The 16,688-nt window shown below is 74.1% G+C and carries 12 protein-coding genes; 8 read left to right on the top strand and 4 right to left on the bottom strand.

From position 1 onward, the window contains the following. Positions 1-280: 280 nt before the first annotated feature. From H291_RS0124575 to H291_RS0124585, 3 genes are all read right to left on the bottom strand, one after another. Positions 281-544, bottom strand: a complete 264-nt coding sequence (locus H291_RS0124575; protein ID WP_020017687.1) for a ribbon-helix-helix domain-containing protein — start codon at positions 542-544, stop codon at positions 281-283. 191 nt (positions 545-735) lie between these two features. Continuing rightward, positions 736-2,364 carry an amidohydrolase gene (locus H291_RS0124580; protein ID WP_020017688.1) on the bottom strand — a complete coding sequence of 543 codons (1,629 nt, stop codon included), beginning with the start codon at positions 2,362-2,364 and terminating at the stop codon, positions 736-738. Beyond that, entirely contained in the window at positions 2,361-3,005 is a 645-nt protein-coding gene (locus H291_RS0124585) for an FMN-binding negative transcriptional regulator (RefSeq protein WP_020017689.1), read from the bottom strand. Before H291_RS0124585 ends, H291_RS0124580 begins: the two co-directional genes overlap by 4 nt. A gap of 173 nt (positions 3,006-3,178) precedes the next feature. Between H291_RS0124585 and H291_RS0124590 the strand changes: the two genes are divergently transcribed. The 7 genes from H291_RS0124590 (at position 3,179) to H291_RS32975 (ending at position 12,816) form a co-directional block, all read left to right on the top strand. Beyond that, complete coding sequence (locus H291_RS0124590; protein WP_020017690.1) at positions 3,179-4,801, top strand: peptide ABC transporter substrate-binding protein; 1,623 nt, start codon at positions 3,179-3,181, stop codon at positions 4,799-4,801. Beyond that, positions 4,798-6,225 (top strand): M14 family zinc carboxypeptidase, encoded by a 1,428-nt coding sequence (locus H291_RS0124595; protein WP_020017691.1) that lies wholly within the window; start codon positions 4,798-4,800, stop codon positions 6,223-6,225. The genes H291_RS0124590 and H291_RS0124595 overlap by 4 nt, the downstream gene beginning before the upstream one ends. Next, positions 6,222-7,148, top strand: a complete 927-nt coding sequence (locus H291_RS0124600) for an ABC transporter permease (RefSeq protein WP_020017692.1) — start codon at positions 6,222-6,224, stop codon at positions 7,146-7,148. The genes H291_RS0124595 and H291_RS0124600 overlap by 4 nt, the downstream gene beginning before the upstream one ends. Next, entirely contained in the window at positions 7,141-8,079 is a 939-nt protein-coding gene (locus tag H291_RS0124605; RefSeq protein ID WP_020017693.1) for an ABC transporter permease, read from the top strand. The genes H291_RS0124600 and H291_RS0124605 overlap by 8 nt, the downstream gene beginning before the upstream one ends. Positions 8,080-8,101: 22 nt before the next feature. Continuing rightward, complete coding sequence (locus H291_RS0124610; RefSeq protein WP_020017694.1) at positions 8,102-8,674, top strand: GbsR/MarR family transcriptional regulator; 573 nt, start codon at positions 8,102-8,104, stop codon at positions 8,672-8,674. Next, entirely contained in the window at positions 8,671-10,398 is a 1,728-nt protein-coding gene (locus H291_RS0124615; RefSeq protein WP_020017695.1) for a dipeptide ABC transporter ATP-binding protein, read from the top strand. Before H291_RS0124610 ends, H291_RS0124615 begins: the two co-directional genes overlap by 4 nt. An 81-nt stretch (positions 10,399-10,479) precedes the next feature. Further along, positions 10,480-12,816 carry an acyltransferase family protein gene (locus H291_RS32975; RefSeq protein ID WP_084468414.1) on the top strand — a complete coding sequence of 779 codons (2,337 nt, stop codon included), beginning with the start codon at positions 10,480-10,482 and terminating at the stop codon, positions 12,814-12,816. 3 nt (positions 12,817-12,819) lie between these two features. Here the strand turns inward: H291_RS32975 and H291_RS31565 are convergent, their stop codons facing one another. Beyond that, a complete protein-coding gene (locus H291_RS31565; RefSeq protein WP_084468416.1) occupies positions 12,820-14,922 on the bottom strand; it encodes an acyltransferase family protein in 2,103 nt (700 codons plus the stop codon). Positions 14,923-15,111: 189 nt separating this feature from the next. On the opposite strand from H291_RS31565, the gene H291_RS0124630 reads away from it, so the two are divergent. Continuing rightward, a complete protein-coding gene (locus tag H291_RS0124630) occupies positions 15,112-16,617 on the top strand; it encodes a S8 family peptidase (RefSeq protein ID WP_020017698.1) in 1,506 nt (501 codons plus the stop codon). The last annotated feature ends 71 nt before the right edge of the window (positions 16,618-16,688 follow it).

Here is a 16,688-nt window from a genome sequence, read left to right on the forward strand (position 1 = left end):
TCGACCAACCGGGCGCGGGGCGAGCTCCGGTCAGTACAGCAGGTCGCGGTACTGCGGCCGAGCCTTCATGGCGTGGATGATCAGCGTCTCGCCGGAGTCGAAGTCAAGGTCACGATCTCAAGCAGTCGCCCGGCATCGTCGAAGCCGAGCAAGAGCCAGCGGCGCGGGTCGTCCTAGTCGTCCAGGGGTGCGCGGTACGCGGGCTGCTCGGTGGCGCGCAGGACGCCGGCCTCGGTCAGCCGGTCTCGACGAAAGTGCTTACGGGCTGATTCATGCAGCTTCACGCGACGTGCGCCCAGGCACGCACCGCCGCGCGGATCGCCTCGGACCTGTTCGCCAGCCCCTCGGCCTTGGCCTGCCGGTCGAGCGCGGCGAGCGTCGCGGCGTCCAGCCGGGCCGGCACCACCTCGCCCGGCCCGTCACCGGCCGGCGGGCGACCGCGTCGACGCAGCTTGGACACGTCGTAGCCAGCCTCGGCCTCGTCGGCCCAGGCCTGGATCTGCTCCTCGCTCACCGCCTGCCCGCGGATCTTCCTGTCGCTCATCCAATTATCGTATACGTAAATGAAAGTCCGTCAATGATGTGGGGCATCAGCTCAGACCGAGCTCGTCGGCCGCCGCCTGACGCTCGGCGCCGTCGAACGTAGGGTTCGTCGGCGCATGAGCGCTCATGCGCCGGCGGAGCCTACGTTCGACGATCAGGCTGCGTGGCGATCCGCCGCCGAGCGGGCGCGCGTCAGAACGTGCGGTGGGTCCAGTTGCCCGACAGGAGGGTGCCCGCTACCGGCATCGTGCGCAGGGCCTCGGCTGCGCCGTCAGCACCGTCCGCACCGCCGCCCCCACCAGCCCCGCCAACCCCAGCCCCGAGCTCCAGCGGGTCCGCGTCCAGGACCACCAGGTCGGCCGGCGCGCCCGCCGTCGGGACCAGGCCCCGCCCGTCCGTCGACGCCGCCAGGGCCGTGCGCAGGCCGATCCGCTGCTCCGGGTGCCAGGGTGCGCGCCCGTCGCGCGACCGGCTGACCGCCGCCGCGATCGCGAACCAGGGGTCGAGCGGCGCGACCGGGGCGTCCGAGCCCAGGGCGAGCACCGCGCCGGCGTCGTCCAGGGCGCCGAACGCGAAGGCGTGCTCCGTGCGGCCGGCCCAGTGCCGGTCGGCGACGTCGCGGTCGTCCATCGCGTGCTCGGGCTGGACGGACGCCACCACGCCGAGCTGGGCGAACCGTGCGAGGTCGGCGGGGTCGAGGAGCTGCGCGTGCTCCACCGAGCCGCGCGCGCCCGTCGCGGCGAACGCGTCGAGCGCGAGGGTGTTGGCGTGGTCGCCGATCGCGTGGATCGCGCACCGCAGCCCGCCGGCGTGCGCACGGGCCATGAGCGGGACCAGCTCGGCCGGGGGCACGGACAGGATCCCGTGCGCCTCGGGCCCGGTCAGGCCGGGGTACGGGTCGTGGCAGTAGGCGGTGCGCGTGTTGAGCGAGCCGTCGGTGACCACCTTGAACGGCCCCTGCTCCAGCAGGCCGCCGGTGCCCGGCAGGACGGCGCCGCTGCGGAGCCCCTCGGCCAGCACGTCGTCCAGCCACGGCGTCCACACGCCGGCGCGCACGCGCAGCGCGGCGAAGCCCGCGGCGAACCGGCGGCGCCAGGCCGTGAGGTTGTCGGTGATCTCCAGGTCGACGACACCGACCACGCCGCGCGCCGCGGCGGCCGCGGCGGCGTCGGCCACCCAGGCGTCGGCCAGGTGGTCCGGCGCCCGGTCGACGACGGCGGCCAGCGGCAGCCACTCGGCCTCGCGCAGCACGCCCGTGGGGTGCTCCGCCACGCCCGCGAACCGCAGGCCGGCGGTGTTCAGCCAGGCGCAGTGCAGGTCGCCCGAGACGAGCACCACCGGCACCTCGCCCGCGACGGCGTCGAGCAGGTCCGCCGTCGGGACGTCGGGCCACAGCGCGTCCCGGAACCCGTAGCCGACCAGCGCGGTCCCGGGCTCGGGGAGCCCCTGGGCGAGCCGGTCGCGCACCAGGGCGACTGCCTCGGCGGCCGAGCGAGCGCCCGACAGGTCGAGCCGACGCCGCACCAGCGCCCACTGGGTGAGGTGCACGTGCGCGTCCCAGAGCCCGGGCATGAGGATCCGCCCGCCCAGGTCGACCCGCTCCGCGCCGTCGCCGTCGCCCTGCCCGGCCTCCTCGACCGAGACAACCACCCCGCCGCGCACCAGCACGTCGACGAGCCCGTCGCCGGTCCCGCCGACCGCCCCGCGGTCGGTCCCGCCGAACGTAGGTTTCGTCGGCGCAACACCCCCCGTTGCGCCGACAGACCCTACGTTCGACGCCCTGCCCAGCAGGCGGGCGTTCGCCAGCAGCAGCGCGGTCATGCCGCGCCGTCCGGGCGGCGCGTCAGCTCGGCGCGGACCTCGGCCGCGAGCGCCGGCTGCGCGTAGTGCGGGTCCGACTCCAGCGCCGTGACCACGCGTTCCACCACCTCGCGCGGCTTGTCCTGGCTCAGCTTGGCCTTGCCCTGCCAGCGGACGACGCGGAGGCGGAACCCGGCGGCGCCCTTGGCGATGCGGTGGGCGTACTCCTCGACGCTCGGCAGCCGCACGGGCCGGGGCAGCACGGACTCGTACCGGTCGACGGTGTCGGACAGGACGCCGTACGACTCCTCGGGGCCGAGCAGCTCGACGGTGCACCACAGGTGCACGGCGAGGTAGTCCCAGGTGGGCACGGCCGGCGTCATCTCGTACCAGCCGGGCGAGACGTAGCCGTGCGGGCCCTGCACGATCAGCAGCGACTCCCGCCCGCTGTCCAGCGAGTGCAGCACCTCGTCGGGCCGGCCGACGTGGGTGAGCAGGCTCATCGGCTCCCCCGCCGCCGTGTCCTCCAGCAGGACCGGCAGGTGGGAGGCGACCGGGGCGCCGTCGTCGGCCACCGAGACGAGGGTGGCCCAGCCGTGGGTGCGGACCAGGTCGCGCACGCGGGCCTCGTCCTGGATCTCGTAGTCGCTCGTGTGGATCACAGGGTCATCGAACCATCAGGGAGGGCCCCTCCGGGACCCGTGCCGTGTGACCGCCGCGTAAAACTTTCATTTCCTTCTGAAACTTCATTGACCTCGATCGGCGGGGTGCGCTCAACTGTTCGCCACCCGAGCAGGACCCCGGTGCGCGAGAGCGCGCTACCCGTGGAGGAACCATGAACCCGAGACTTCGGCCGCTCCCCTACCGCGCTGGTACGGCGGCGACCGCCCTCGCACTGACCCTCGCCCTGTCCGCCTGCGGCTCGGCCGGCGCCGACGACGACGCCGCCGGCTCCGGCGGTGGCTCGATCAGCGTGGCCGTCACCGACCCGATCCAGACGATTCCCGCCCGGCAGACCGTCGCCTACGACCTCAACATGGCCGTCTGGTCGCCGCTGACCTGGGTCGACGCCGGCGGCGAGCTCACCTACGTGGCCGCCGAGTCGATCGAGTCGGACGACGCCACCACCTGGACCGTCACCCTGCGCGACGGCTGGACGTTCCACGACGGCACGCCCGTGACCGCGCAGTCGTACGTGGACTCCTGGAACGCGGTCGCCTACGGGCCCGACGCGTTCGAGAACTCCGGCCAGCTCGCCGGCATCGCCGGGTACGACGACCTGAACCCCGCCGAGGGCGACCCCGAGACCAAGGAGATGGAGGGCCTCGAGGTCACCGGCGACCTGACGTTCACCGTGACGCTGGACGGGCCCGACGGCCAGTTCCCGATGCAGGTCAGCCAGGCGCAGACCGCCATGTACCCGATGCCCGCCTCCGCCCTGGAGGACATGGACGCCTACAACACGCACCCCGTGGGCAACGGCCCGTTCCAGGTGGTCGGCGACTACGTGGAGAACGAGCCGATCGAGACCGAGGCGTACGCCGACTACCAGGGCACGGCGCCCACGGTCGACGCCATCACGTTCGTCCCGTACGCCGACGCCACCACCGCCTACACGGACGTCCAGGCGGGCAACATCGACGTGGCGAGCGTGCCCGCGGCCCGGCTCCCGCAGGCCGCCGCCGACTTCGCGGACCGCCTGTACACGTTCGACGCGCCCGGCATCTCGTACCTCGGCCTCCCGCTGTGGGACGAGCGGTACCAGGACGTCCGCGTGCGGCAGGCCATCTCGATGGCCATCGACCGCTCGACCATCTCCGACGTCGTCTACGGCGGCCTGTACACCCCGGCCACCGCGTTCACGCCGGCCGTCGAGGCGGGCACGCCCGAGGGCATCTGCGCCGAGTTCTGCGAGTACGACCCGGCCGCCGCGAAGGCCCTGCTGGACGAGGCCGGCGGGTTCGACGGCACTATCGACATCTACTTCCCGGGCGGCATCGGCCTCGACGAGCTGTACAAGGCCATCGCCAACCAGCTGCGGCAGAACCTGGGCGTCGAGGCCGTCGCCACGCCGAGCGCCGACTGGGCCGAGTTCTCCGAGAAGCGCACCGCCGGTGACATCGACGGGCCGTTCTTCTCCCGCTGGGGCGCCCTCTACCCCAGCCAGCAGAACACGCTGCGCTCGTTCTACGTCGAGAACGGCGGCTGCCCCAACTGCATCCCGTACTACGAGGACGACGTCGCCGAGCTGATCTCCGCGGCCGACGCCGAGGCCGACCCCGCGGCGGCCGGCGAGGCGTACGCCGCCGTGCAGGAGCGGCTGCTGGAGGACTTCCCCGCGCCGCCGCTGTTCTTCGAGACGTACTCCTACGTGACCTCGGAGCGCGTGGCCGAGCTGCCGACGTCGGCGGTGGGCAACCCGACCTTCAGCGCCGTCGTCCTCGCCGAGGGCGCATGAGCACCACCGCCACCGGGGCGCTCGACGCGGGCCTGCTCGACGACGTGCTCGACCGGGCCCGCGCCGTCCCCCCGATGACCGACTTCCCGACGGTCGACGCGCTCCTGGACTGGTTCGCGGCCCTCGCCGACGACCACCCCTCGCTGGTGCGCCGCCGGCGCGTGGGGACGTCGCGGCTCGGCGAGCCGATCGAGATGTTCTCGGTGGGCGACGGGCCGCGGCCGCACCTGCTCTTCGCGGGCGTGCACCCCAACGAGCCCATCGGGTTCCGCACGCTGCAGCACCTGGCCGCCGAGCTGGTGGCCGACCCGGGGCTGCGCGCCGCGACCGACGCGACGTGGCACCTCGTGCCGTGCATCGACCCGGACGGCACCCGGCTGAACGAGTCCTGGTTCGGCGACCCGGCCGACCGGGCCGCCTACGCCCGGGGCTTCTACCGCCCGGCGCCCGGCGAGCAGGTGGAGTGGACGTTCCCGTTCGCCTACAAGGACGCGTACTTCGACGACGTGATCCCCGAGACCCAGGCGCTCATGCGCCTGATCGACGAGCTGCGGCCCGAGCTGATGGTCAGCCTGCACAACGCCGAGCTCGGCGGCGTGTACTACTACCTCAGCGAGGACCTGCCGGACGCCGTCGGGCCGCTGCACGCCGTGCCCGCCGCGCTCGGCCTGCCGCTCGACACCGGCGAGCCGGAGTCCGCCGCCCTGCAGCGGCTGGCCCCCGCGATCTACCGGGCCGGCTCGACGCGGGACGAGTACGACTACCTGGAGTCCCTCGGCCTCGACGCCCCCGCCATGGTGGGCGGCGAGGGGTCGGCGGCCTACGCCCGGCGGCACGGGACGGTCTCCCTGATCGCCGAGCTGCCGTACTGGTCGCACCCGTCCGCGGACGACACGAGCGAGTCCGACGCCGACTACGCCGACGTGGTGCGCACCAAGGCCGAGGCCCTGGTCGAGCTCGGCGGCACGCTGACGGCGCTGCTGGAGGAGGCCCGCGGGGACCTCACGCTGCGCAGCCCGTTCCTGCGGGCCAGCGAGTCCTTCGTGCCGATGATGACCTCGGCCGGGACCAGCGAGCTCGTGCGCGCCGGGCGGCTGACGTCGCGGGCCGCGACGGGCGCCGAGGTGTTCAGCAACGAGGAGGTGGTGCGCATGTTCCGGCTGCGGTTCGGCGGCATGCTGGTCCGCGCCCTGGAGGCGGAGGCCGGGGCCGGGCTGGCCACTGCACGGCTGCGCCGCGTGCACGCCCGGGCCTCGGAGCTCTGGGCGGGCTGGCTGGCCGACGCCCAGGCCGTGACCGGCCTGGAGCCGCTGCCGGTCGAGCGGCTCGTCGGGGTGCAGTACGGCGCCACGCTCACGATGTCGCACGTGCTCGCGGCGCGCGGCCCGGGCGTCGGCTCCGGCGGCGGGGGCGGACGGCGATGACCCGGCGCGTCACCCGGCGCCTGGTCGACCTGCTCGTGGTCTTCCTCGGCGTCACGCTGATCATCTACCTCATGGTCTTCGCGCTGCCCGGGGACCCGATCGCCGCCCTCGGCGGCGACCGGCCCCTGGCACCCAACGTGGTGGCCGAGCTGCGCGAGCGGTACCACCTGGACGAGCCCGTGCTCCAGCAGTACCTGCGCTACCTCGGCGGGCTGCTCCAGGGCGACCTGGGCACCACGTTCCAGGGCCAGTCCGTGGCCGACCGGATGGCGCTGCGCTGGCCCGTGACCATCACCCTGGCGCTGACCGCCTGGGGCATCGAGGTGCTGCTCGGCGTGCTGCTCGGCCTGGTCGCCGGCCTGCGTGCCGGCGCCGTCAGCGACCGCCTGGTCCTGGCCGGCACCGTGGTGGCGACGTCGATCCCGGTGTTCGTGCTCGCCGTCTCCGCCCAGCTCTGGCTGGGCGTGGAGCTCGCCTGGTTCCCCGTCGCGGGCACGAGCGCGGGCTGGCCGACGGCGTACCTGCTGCCCGCCGCCGTCATCGCCGTGTTCGGGCTCGCGTCCGTGGCCCGGCTGATGCGCGGCTCCGTGGTGGACACGCTACGGACCGACTTCGTGCGGACGCTGCGGGCCAAGGGTCTGCGCGAGCGCCAGGTGGTGGGGGTGCACGTGCTGCGCAGCTCCTCGATCCCGGTGCTCACGTTCCTCGCCATCGACCTCGGGTACCTGCTCGGCGGCACCGTGGTGGTCGAGGGCGTGTTCAACCTGCCCGGCGTCGGGCAGCTCCTGTTCCAGGCGATCCGCGCCCACGAGGGGCCCACCATCGTGGGCGTGTCCACGGCGCTCATCCTCGTGTTCCTGGTGACCAACCTGCTCGTCGACCTGCTTGCCTCCGTCCTCGACCCGAGGATCCGCCATGAGTGAACCCCTGCCCGCCGCGCCCGCCGCCGCGGGATCCACCGCCGCGAGCGCCGCCGCTGCCGCCCCCGCCACCGCACCGGCCGTCGCCCGGCGCGGCGTCTGGCGCACGCTGCGCCGTCGCGCGCTGTTCTGGGTGTCCGCGGCCGTGCTGGCCGTGCTCGGCCTGGTCGCGCTCGTCCCCTCCGCGTTCGCGGGGTGGTTCGGCCACCCCGACCCGCGGGCCTGCGACCTGGCCTCCAGCGCCCAGCCGCCCGGCGGCGGGCACGTGCTGGGCACCGACGTGCAGGGCTGCGACGTGTGGGCCAACGTCGTGTTCGGCACCCGCGCGTCCCTGACCGTGGGGCTGCTGTGCACGGCCGTGGCCCTGGCCGTCGCGCTGGTGGTCGGCACGCTGGCCGGGTACTACGGCGGCTGGCTCGACCGCGTCGTCGCCCGCCTGACCGACGTGTTCCTCGGCTTCCCGTTCCTGCTCGGCGCCGTCGTGGTCCTGACGTCGGTGGGCTCCCGGTCCGCCGTGTCCGTGGCCCTGGTGCTGGCGCTGTTCTCGTGGCCCACGATGGCGCGGCTGGTGCGCGGCTCGGTGCGCACGGTGCGCGACGCACCGTACGTGGAGGCCGCGCGCGCCATGGGCCTGCCCGACCGGCGGATCATCGCGCGCTACGTGCTCCCGAACGCCCTGGGCCCCGTGCTGGCCGTGGCGACGATCATGGTGGGCAGCGTGATCGTGGCCGAGTCCACGCTCACGTTCCTCGGGCTGGGCCTGAACGCGCCGTCGATCTCCTGGGGCCTGCAGCTGTCCAGCGCGCAGTCCTACTTCCAGACGTCGCCGCACATGCTGGTGGCGCCCGCGACGGTCCTGACCGTCACGGTGCTGGCGATGATCACGCTCGGGGACGTGCTGCGCGACGTGCTCGACCCGAGGGGTCGCTCGTGAACCCGGATCCTAGGGTGGGCCCATGAGCAGCCACACCCCCGCTGACCAGCCCACAGACCCGTCCACGGACCGGCCCGCCGCCCTGCCCGCCGACGGCGTCGACGAACCCGTGCTCGACGCCGCCGCGGAGCACTTCGTGGAGCAGTTCGCCCTGACGTGGGGAGCGTCGCACAGCCCGCGCATGGAGGGCCGGATCGTCGGCCTGCTCATGATCGTGGACCGGCCGTACCTGTCGTCGCAGCAGATCGCGAAGCTGCTCAAGGCCAGCGCCGGCGCCGTCTCCACCGGCACCCGGCGGCTGGTCGAGACCGGGTTCGTCAAGCGGCACGCGGTCCTCGGCGACCGCCAGCACTACTTCCGCGTCGAGGACGACATCTGGGGCAGCTTCCTCGCGGGCGAGCGCAACTACCTGGGCCACCTGCGCAACGTGATCGACGACGGGCTCGCCATCGCGGGCGACGCCGACGGCCCGCACAAGCGCCTCGTCAACGCGCGCAACTACATGGAATGGCTTGCCGGGTACCACCGCAAGATGCTCGCCGACTGGGAGGCGTACCGCGACGCCCAGCCGGCGGACGGAACAGGAGAACCGTGACCGACGCCGCCCCCGACTCCGCGCTCGCCACCACCTCCGGCCCCGACCCGGCGCCGGGCTCCGTGCCCGGCCCCGGGCCGGTCCTGGAGGTCCGCGACCTGACGGTCACCTTCCGGGTCGACGACGGGCACGCCCCCGACGTGCACGCGGTGCGCGGTGTGTCCTTCGACGTGCTCCCGGGCGAGGTGCTCGCCGTCGTCGGCGAGTCCGGCTCCGGCAAGAGCGTCACCTCGCTCGCCCTGCTCGGGCTGCTCGGCCGGCACGCGACGGTGGGCGGCAGCGCCCGCCTCGGCGGGGCGGGGCGGGAGCCCGTGGAGCTGATCGGCCTGGAGCGCCGCGCGCTGCAGGACGTGCGCGGGCGGCGCGTCGCCATGGTCTTCCAGGACTCCGCGGGCGCGCTGGACCCGGTGTTCACCGTGGGCTTCCAGCTCGACGAGATGCTCAGGCGGCACGCGCCGGACCTGACGCGCGCGCAGCGCCGGGAGCGGGCCGTGGAGCTGCTGCGCCTGGTCGAGCTGCCCGACCCGGCCGAGCGCCTGAGGTTCTACCCCCACCAGTTCTCCGGCGGCCAGGCCCAGCGCGTGATGATCGCGATGGCGCTGGCCTGCGACCCCGAGGTGCTGCTCGCCGACGAGCCGACCACCGCGCTCGACGTCACCGTGCAGCGCGAGGTGCTGGACGTGCTGCGGCGCCTGCGGGAGCGGGTGTCCACGTCGATCGTGCTGATCACGCACGACATGGGCGTGGTCGCCGACCTCGCGGACCGCGTGGTCGTGATGCGCGGCGGCGAGGTGGTCGAGACGGCGCCGGTGCGGCAGCTCTTCGCGGCGCCGCGGGCGGCCTACACGCGCGAGCTGCTGGCGGCAGTGCCCCGGATCGGCACGCCCGACCGGCCGAGCGGGGCCGACGGCGCCGAGCGGCCGGCCCTCGCGTTCGAGAACCTGGTGGTGGAGTACCGCGACCGGCGGGGCCGCGCGGTGCGCGCCGTCGACGGCGTGACGCTGGCCGTGCAGCCGGGCGAGATCGTGGCACTGGTGGGCGAGTCCGGATCCGGCAAGTCGTCCATGGGGCGCTGTGCGCTGGGGCTGGCGCCGGTCACGTCCGGGTCGGTCGAGGTGGTCGGCACCCGCCCCGGGCACGACACCCCGAAGGCGGTCCGGGCGGCCCGGGCCCGGATCGGGGTCGTGTTCCAGAACCCCGCGGCGTCGCTCAACCCGCGCTACTCGATCGGCGAGTCCGTGGCCGAGCCGCTGCGGGTGCACGCGGGCCTGCGCGGCCCCGAGCTGGAGCGGCGCACCGCCGAGCTGCTGGAGAGCGTCGAGCTCCCGGCGTCGTGGGTGTCCCGGTACCCGCACGAGCTCTCGGGCGGGCAGCTCCAGCGCGTCTCGATCGCCCGCGCGATCTCGCTGGGCCCGGACCTGCTCATCGCCGACGAGCCGACGTCGGCCCTGGACGTGTCCGTGCAGGCCACCGTCCTGGAGCTGTTCCGCCAGGTGCAGCAGTCCCTCGGCTTCGCCTGCCTGTTCATCAGCCACGACCTCGCGGTGGTGGACGAGCTGGCGGACCGCGTCGCCGTCCTGCACCAGGGCCGGCTGGTGGAGTCGGGCCCGCGGGCCCGGGTGCTCGGGCAGCCGGAGCAGGACTACACGCGGCGCCTCCTGGCGGCGGCCCCGGTCCCGGACCCGGAGGCCCAGGCGGCCCGCCGGGTCGCGGCCGCCTGCTGAACCACAGCCGGTACCCGGGCCGAGATGCTGCCGTGACCCTGGGTCAACCTCGGGTTAAAGCGGGGTCCCTACGGTACCGACGTGTCTCACCCTCACCCCCTCGGCCCCGCCACCCCGACCGTGCGGGTCGGCGCGGTCGACGGCCTCCGCGGGCTCGCCCTGCTCCTCGTGGTCGCGTTCCACCTCTTCGGCCAGGGCCGGGTCTCGGGCGGCGTGGACGTGTTCCTGGTGCTGTCCGGGTACTTCGCGACCGGGGCGCTGCTGCGCCGGGCCGAGGGCGGCACGCTCCGGCTCGCGGCGCACTACGCCCGTACCCTCGCGCGGCTGCTGCCCGCGGCGCTCGTGGTGCTCGCCGCGGTCACGGTCGCCCTGCTGACGCTCGCGCCCCGGCTGCGCTGGTCGGCGGGGCTGCGGGAGGTCGGCGCGTCGGCGACGTCCTGGCAGAACTGGGAGCTGGTGAGCTCCTCGCTGGCCTACGGCGCGGCCGGGCCCGACGCCAGCCCGCTGCAGCACTTCTGGTCGCTCTCGGTGCAGGGCCAGTTCTTCGCCGCCTGGCCGCTGGTGGTGCTCGGCCTGGTCGCGGTCGCCCGACGCCGCGCACGGGCCGGGGGCGCCCGACTGACCCCGCGCGGCCTGGTGACCGCGGTGACGGCCGCGGCCACGGCGGCGTCGTTCGCGTACGCGCTGTGGCTCGTCGACGTCGACCAGCCGGTCGCGTACTTCAGCACGTTCACGCGGTTCTGGGAGATCGGCGTGGGCGCGCTGCTCGCGCTGACCCTGCCGCGGGCGGTCGGAGGGGCGCCACGACGGGGCTCCTCCCGGCCGGGCTCCTTCGCCGCGGGACCGGCCCGGACCTGGGCCGGGTGGGCGGGCCTCGCCCTGGTCGTCGGGTCGGGCTTCCTGGTCGACGGCGCCGACGTGTTCCCCGGCGCCTGGGCCCTCGTCCCCGTCAGCGGGGCGGTCCTGGTCCTCGCGGCGACCGTCGCGGGGTCCACGCGGCCCTGGGGAATCGAGCGCCTGCTGGACTCGGCCCCGCTGCGCCTGGGCGCCCGCGTCTCGTACGCGCTGTACCTCTGGCACTGGCCCGTGCTGGTGTTCTGGCTGCTGACCACGGGCTACCGGCAGGCCGGCCCGCTCGCCGCCGTCGCCGTCCTGGCCATCTCGGCGGTCCTCGCCTGGCTCACCACGCGCTACGTGGCCGAGCCGCTGCTCGCGCACGTCACGACCCGGCTGGCCGCACGCCGGGCCGCGCGCTCCGGCCCGGCCCCGGCGGACCGTGCGAGCGACCCGGCCGGGCGGGTCGCCGCCCTGCCGTCGGGCCGGCGCACGCTCGCGGTGCTGGCGGGCACCGCCGTGCTGGTGCTCGGCGGGGCGCAGGTCGCGGCCACCGCGCACGACGAGACGGTGCGGCAGAACGTCACGGACCTGCTCGCGCCGTCACCCGACCACCCGGGCGCCGCGGCGCTCGTCCCGGACCGTTCCGCCGCACAGGCGCCGGGCACGCGGGCAGCGAAAGCCCAGGCCCCGGACGCCCAGGACCACGTCGCCCAGGACCCGGCCCCGCCGGACCTGGACCCGACGGCCTCGGGCCCGGCAACCCCGCCGCCCCCGTTCCGCCCCGCCACCTGGGTCGCCTACGACGACCACCCCGACCGCCCGGACTGCGCGCAGGGCGGCGACCGGTCCGAGCTGCTGGAGTGCGTGGTGGTGGACCAGGCCGACCCGGCCGCCGTCGTCTACCTCGCCGGGGCCTCGCACGAGCAGCAGTACGAGGAGGCGTTCGCCGCGCTCGCCCGCGAGCACGGCTGGGAGCTGCGGGAGATGCTCAAGCACGGCTGCCGCCTGGCCACGCCCGACGGCGGGGAGGACGACGGGGAGGACACCGCCGCCGGGCCGGTGCCCCCGCCGTCGTGCGTCGCGTGGAACGAGGAAGCGCTGGCCGCGCTCGTGGCGGCCCGCCCGGACGTCGTCGTCGTGGTGGGGAGCCGCACCTACGAGGACGGCGCCCCCGAGGAGGTGCTGCCCGGCCAGGTCGGGGCGTGGCGCGTCCTGGCGGACGCCGGGATCCGCGTGGTGACGATCCGCGACAACCCGCGGTTCGAGTGGTTCGTGCCCGAGTGCCTCGACCGTGCCGACGTCCCGGAGGACTGCGCGCGGCCCCGGGCCGAGCAGCTCGCCCCCGTCTCGCCCGTGCCGACGGCGCCGGGTGTGCCCGCCACCGCGGTCCACCTGGACCTCAGCGACGCCGTCTGCGGGCCCGAGGTGTGCGATCCGGTGGTCGGGAACGTGCTCGTCTACCGCGACGACGACCACCTGACCAACACCTACGTGCGCACCCTGGCGCCCGTCGTGGGACGACAGCTCCGGTCCGGCGCGCCCTGGCTCTTCGAGAGCGGGCGGGGCGCCGGACCGGAGTGAGCGTCACAGCGCCTGGGGCAGCACCTTGCGCAGCCGGTCGGTGAGCTGGTTCACGTAGGTGGCGCTCACGTGGTCGGCGTCGCGGTAGACGAGCACGTTCCCGATCACCGCGTGGCAGGTCTTCTCGTCGCAGAAGGAGTCGGTGAAGTCCCCGACCCTGACCCGCGGCGCGGCCTCCAGCGCCGCCGGGACGACGTCCCGGCCGGCCAGGGCACGGTCCCGCGACAGGTCGCACTCCGACGGGTCCGAGTAGTTCTTGTTGACGCACGCGACGGCGTCGCCCCGCGCGCCCGGCGTGTCCCGCAGCACGACGACCTGCGAGCCCTGGTCGGCGAGCTCGTTCCAGACCTCGGCGAGACCCGCCGCTCCCGCGTACTCCTCCGAGCCGCGCGCCACGAGCTTGTTCGACTCGTGATAGGTGGTGACCACCAGGTCGGGCGCGCTCTCGCGCAGCTCGACGCGGGTCTGCGCGTTGGCCTCGTTGCAGGCGTCGACGTAGGACTCGTCGCCGGCCTGGCTGTCGGCGGAGTACGGGCACGCGGAGTGCAGGTAGGTGACCACGCGCCAGCCCCGCTCCTCGGCGACCGTGATGATCGGCTCGGTGAGCACGGCGGCGTGCGAGTCGCCCACCACGGCCACGGTCGCCGTCGGGTTGTCGGTCACGCCGAACTCGCACCTGGTCGTCTCGGTGGCCGACTGCCCCGACTGGCACTCCCTGACCTCGGGGTCCAGGTCGTCAGCAGCCTTGATCGGGTTCGGCGCGATCCCGGTGAGCCCGTCGACGAACGGCGCGAAGCCCTGCTCGATCCCCTTCGGGACCGTCACGGCCGCGTCGACCGCCTGGGCGTTGGCGTCCCACCGCTCGGTGATGCCCTGCAGCTTCCACGGCATCGTCAGGGTGAGCGCGGCCACCAGCAGCATCGCGACGAGGGAGGCGACGAGCAGGCGCCCGTCGGCCCGGAACCAGCGGATCGACCGGACGGGCTGCTCGACGAGGACGTAGCTGGCGATCGCCATGGCGAACGAGGCCAGGAGGATCACCATGACGTCGGTGAACTTGGGGCTGCGTCCGGTGTAGACACCGAAGAACACGATCACCGGGAAGTGCCACAGGTACAGCGAGTACGAGATGTCGCCGATGCGCTGCACGCCCCACGACTCGGTGACGGTGCGGAGCGAGCCGGGGCCCGAGGTGCGGCCCGCCAGGATGACGGCGCACGCGCCCAGCACGGGCGCGAGGGCGGCGAAGCCGGGGAACGGGGTGCCGTCGTTCAGCACGCAGGCCGCCGCGACGATGGTCGCGGCGCCGAACACGGCCATCGTGTTGCGCAGCGGGCCGAAGCGCTGCGTGTCCTTGATGAGCAGCGCCAGGATGCCGCCGGCGGCGAGCTCCCAGACGCGGGTCAGCGTCGAGTAGTAGGCCACCGGGTCGCCGGCGAGCGACTGCCACACGCCCCAGACGAAGGAGGCGGCGAGCACCGCGCCGAAGACGACGAGCAGGATGCGGCGCAGCGTCTCGGGGTTCTTCACCATCCGGCCGCCGCGCACGCCGCCCCAGATCCCGACCGCCAGCAGCACGAGCAGCGGCCAGACCAGGTAGAACTGCTCCTCCACGCCCAGCGACCAGAAGTGCTGGAAGGCGGTGGGGTCGTTGCTGGCCGCCTGGTAGTCGACGGCGTCGGCCGCGAGCGCCCAGTTCTCGACGTAGAGCACGGAGGCGAGCGCCTGCCGCCACCAGATCGCCACGAGGTTGGGCGGCAGCACGACGAGCGCGATCAGGATCGTGGCCACGGTGGCGACCAGGGAGGCCGGCAGGATGCGCCGGGCGCGGGCGGCCCAGAACTTCTTGAGGCTCACCGAGCCGGTGGTCGAGACCTCGCGCCACAGGTGGCCCGTGATGAGGAAGCCGGAGATCACGAAGAAGACGTCTACGCCGATGTAGCCGCCCGGGAGAACGTCGGGGTCGATGTGGTAGATCACCACGAGCAGCACCGCGAGAGCTCGCAGTGCCTGGACCTCGGGACGGAACTTGCGGGGGCGGACGGGAGCCTCGGCGGCCCGGTCGTCCGGCGTGGCGGCAGCGGGTGCCGTCGTCATAGCCGTCATGGAGAGTCAGGCTCCTCGTTTCGGGGCCAAGAACGGGGCAACTGTGCCACACATTCCTTGGGCGAAAAAGTGATGGTTGGCACCAGTCCTCTCCTTTGTGCAGAAGCGGTGGCAATCCTGGTCAGGGCGCGTAAGTTGCCCTACGGGTCCCGCTCGGGGACCCGCCTTTGACCCACAGGAGCGTGAACCATGCACTTCCACTCCCGTAGAGCAGTCGCCGTAGCCGCGGCGGCGACGCTCGCCCTCACGGCGCTCGGCGGCGCCGCCGCGACGGCGGCCGACGAGCCGGAGTCGACGCCGGTCCCGATCGTGACGCCGGACGGTGCCCTGTTCTCCTACGTCGTGAACACGGAGCGGGCCGGCGTGGCCCAGGCAGCGCTGGCCACGAAGGCGATCAAGCGGGCCGACGGCGTCGTCGTGCAGAGCTGGCCGCAGATCGGCGTCGTCGTGGTGCACTCGGCCAACGGCTCGTTCCGCGAGGACGTGGTGCGCGCGGACCGCCTCGGCGTCGTCGAGTCGGTGGGCGCCACCCGCACGGTGTCCCCGACGGAGGGCACGCCGGGCGCGGACGCCCCGGCGGGCGCGAAGGAGAGCCGGTCGGTGGTGGGCAAGGGGCAGAAGGACTCCGTGGGCGGCACCGTCGACGGGCCGTCCCGCTCCGCGGCGGACGACCCCGACCCGGGCGAGGTGACGCAGTGGGACATGGAGATGATCAAGGCTGACCAGGCCATCGAGGTCAACCCCGGCTCGTCCCGCGTCACGGTGGGCGTGCTGGACTCCGGCATCGACGCCGCGCACCCCGACCTGGCCTCCCAGGTCGACGCCGACCAGTCCGTGAACTGCACCGACGGCGGCCGGCCCGACCGGTCGGCGGGCGGCTGGCTGCCCACGACGTCGGACCACGGCACGCACGTGGCGGGCACCATCGCCGCTGCCCAGAACGGCACCGGCATCGTGGGCGTGGCGCCGGGGGTCAAGCTGGCCTCGGTCAAGGTCGTGAACGACGACGGCTACATCTACCCCGAGTACGCCATCTGCGGCTTCGTGTGGGCCGGCCTGGAGCGCATGGACGTCACGAACAACTCGTACTACGTGGACCCGTTCATGTACTGGTGCTCGGACCAGCCCGACCAGGCCGCCGCCAAGGAGGCCGTGCGGCGCGCGGTGGAGTACTCGACGGACCGGGGCGTGGTGCACGCCGCCGCCGCGGGCAACGCGTCGACCGACCTGGCGAACAACACCACCGACAGCTCGAGCCCGAACGACTCGACGACGGTCCAGCGGACCATCAACTCCGGCTGCGAGGACATCCCGACCGAGTTCGACGGCGTCGTCTCCGTCTCGTCGCTGACCCAGGCGGGCAACCTGAGCTCGTTCTCGAACCGAGGCCTCGGCAAGATCGACGTCTCCGCCCCGGGCAGCTCGATCCTGTCGACCGAGCTCGACGGCACGTGGGGCCTCAAGAGCGGCACCTCGATGGCGTCCCCGCACGTCGCGGGGGTGCTGGCGCTCCTGAAGTCGGCGCACCCGCGCTGGACGCCGGCCAAGCTGGAGGCCGCCGTTCGCGCCCAGGCCGACGACCACGAGTGCACCACCACGACGGCCGGCCCGGCCTGCGTGGGCACGCCGGCGGAGAACAGCTTCTACGGTGACGGCATCGCCGACGCCCTGGACGCCGTGACCGCCCGCAGGTAGGGATCCGGCCGATGTCCACCGGTGGTCGGGCTGGTCGAGACCTGGTCAGGTCTCGACCAGCCCGACCACCG

Origin of the sequence: Promicromonospora sukumoe 327MFSha3.1 (genome assembly GCF_000385135.1) — a bacterium.
GTDB lineage: Bacteria > Actinomycetota > Actinomycetes > Actinomycetales > Cellulomonadaceae > Promicromonospora > Promicromonospora sukumoe_B.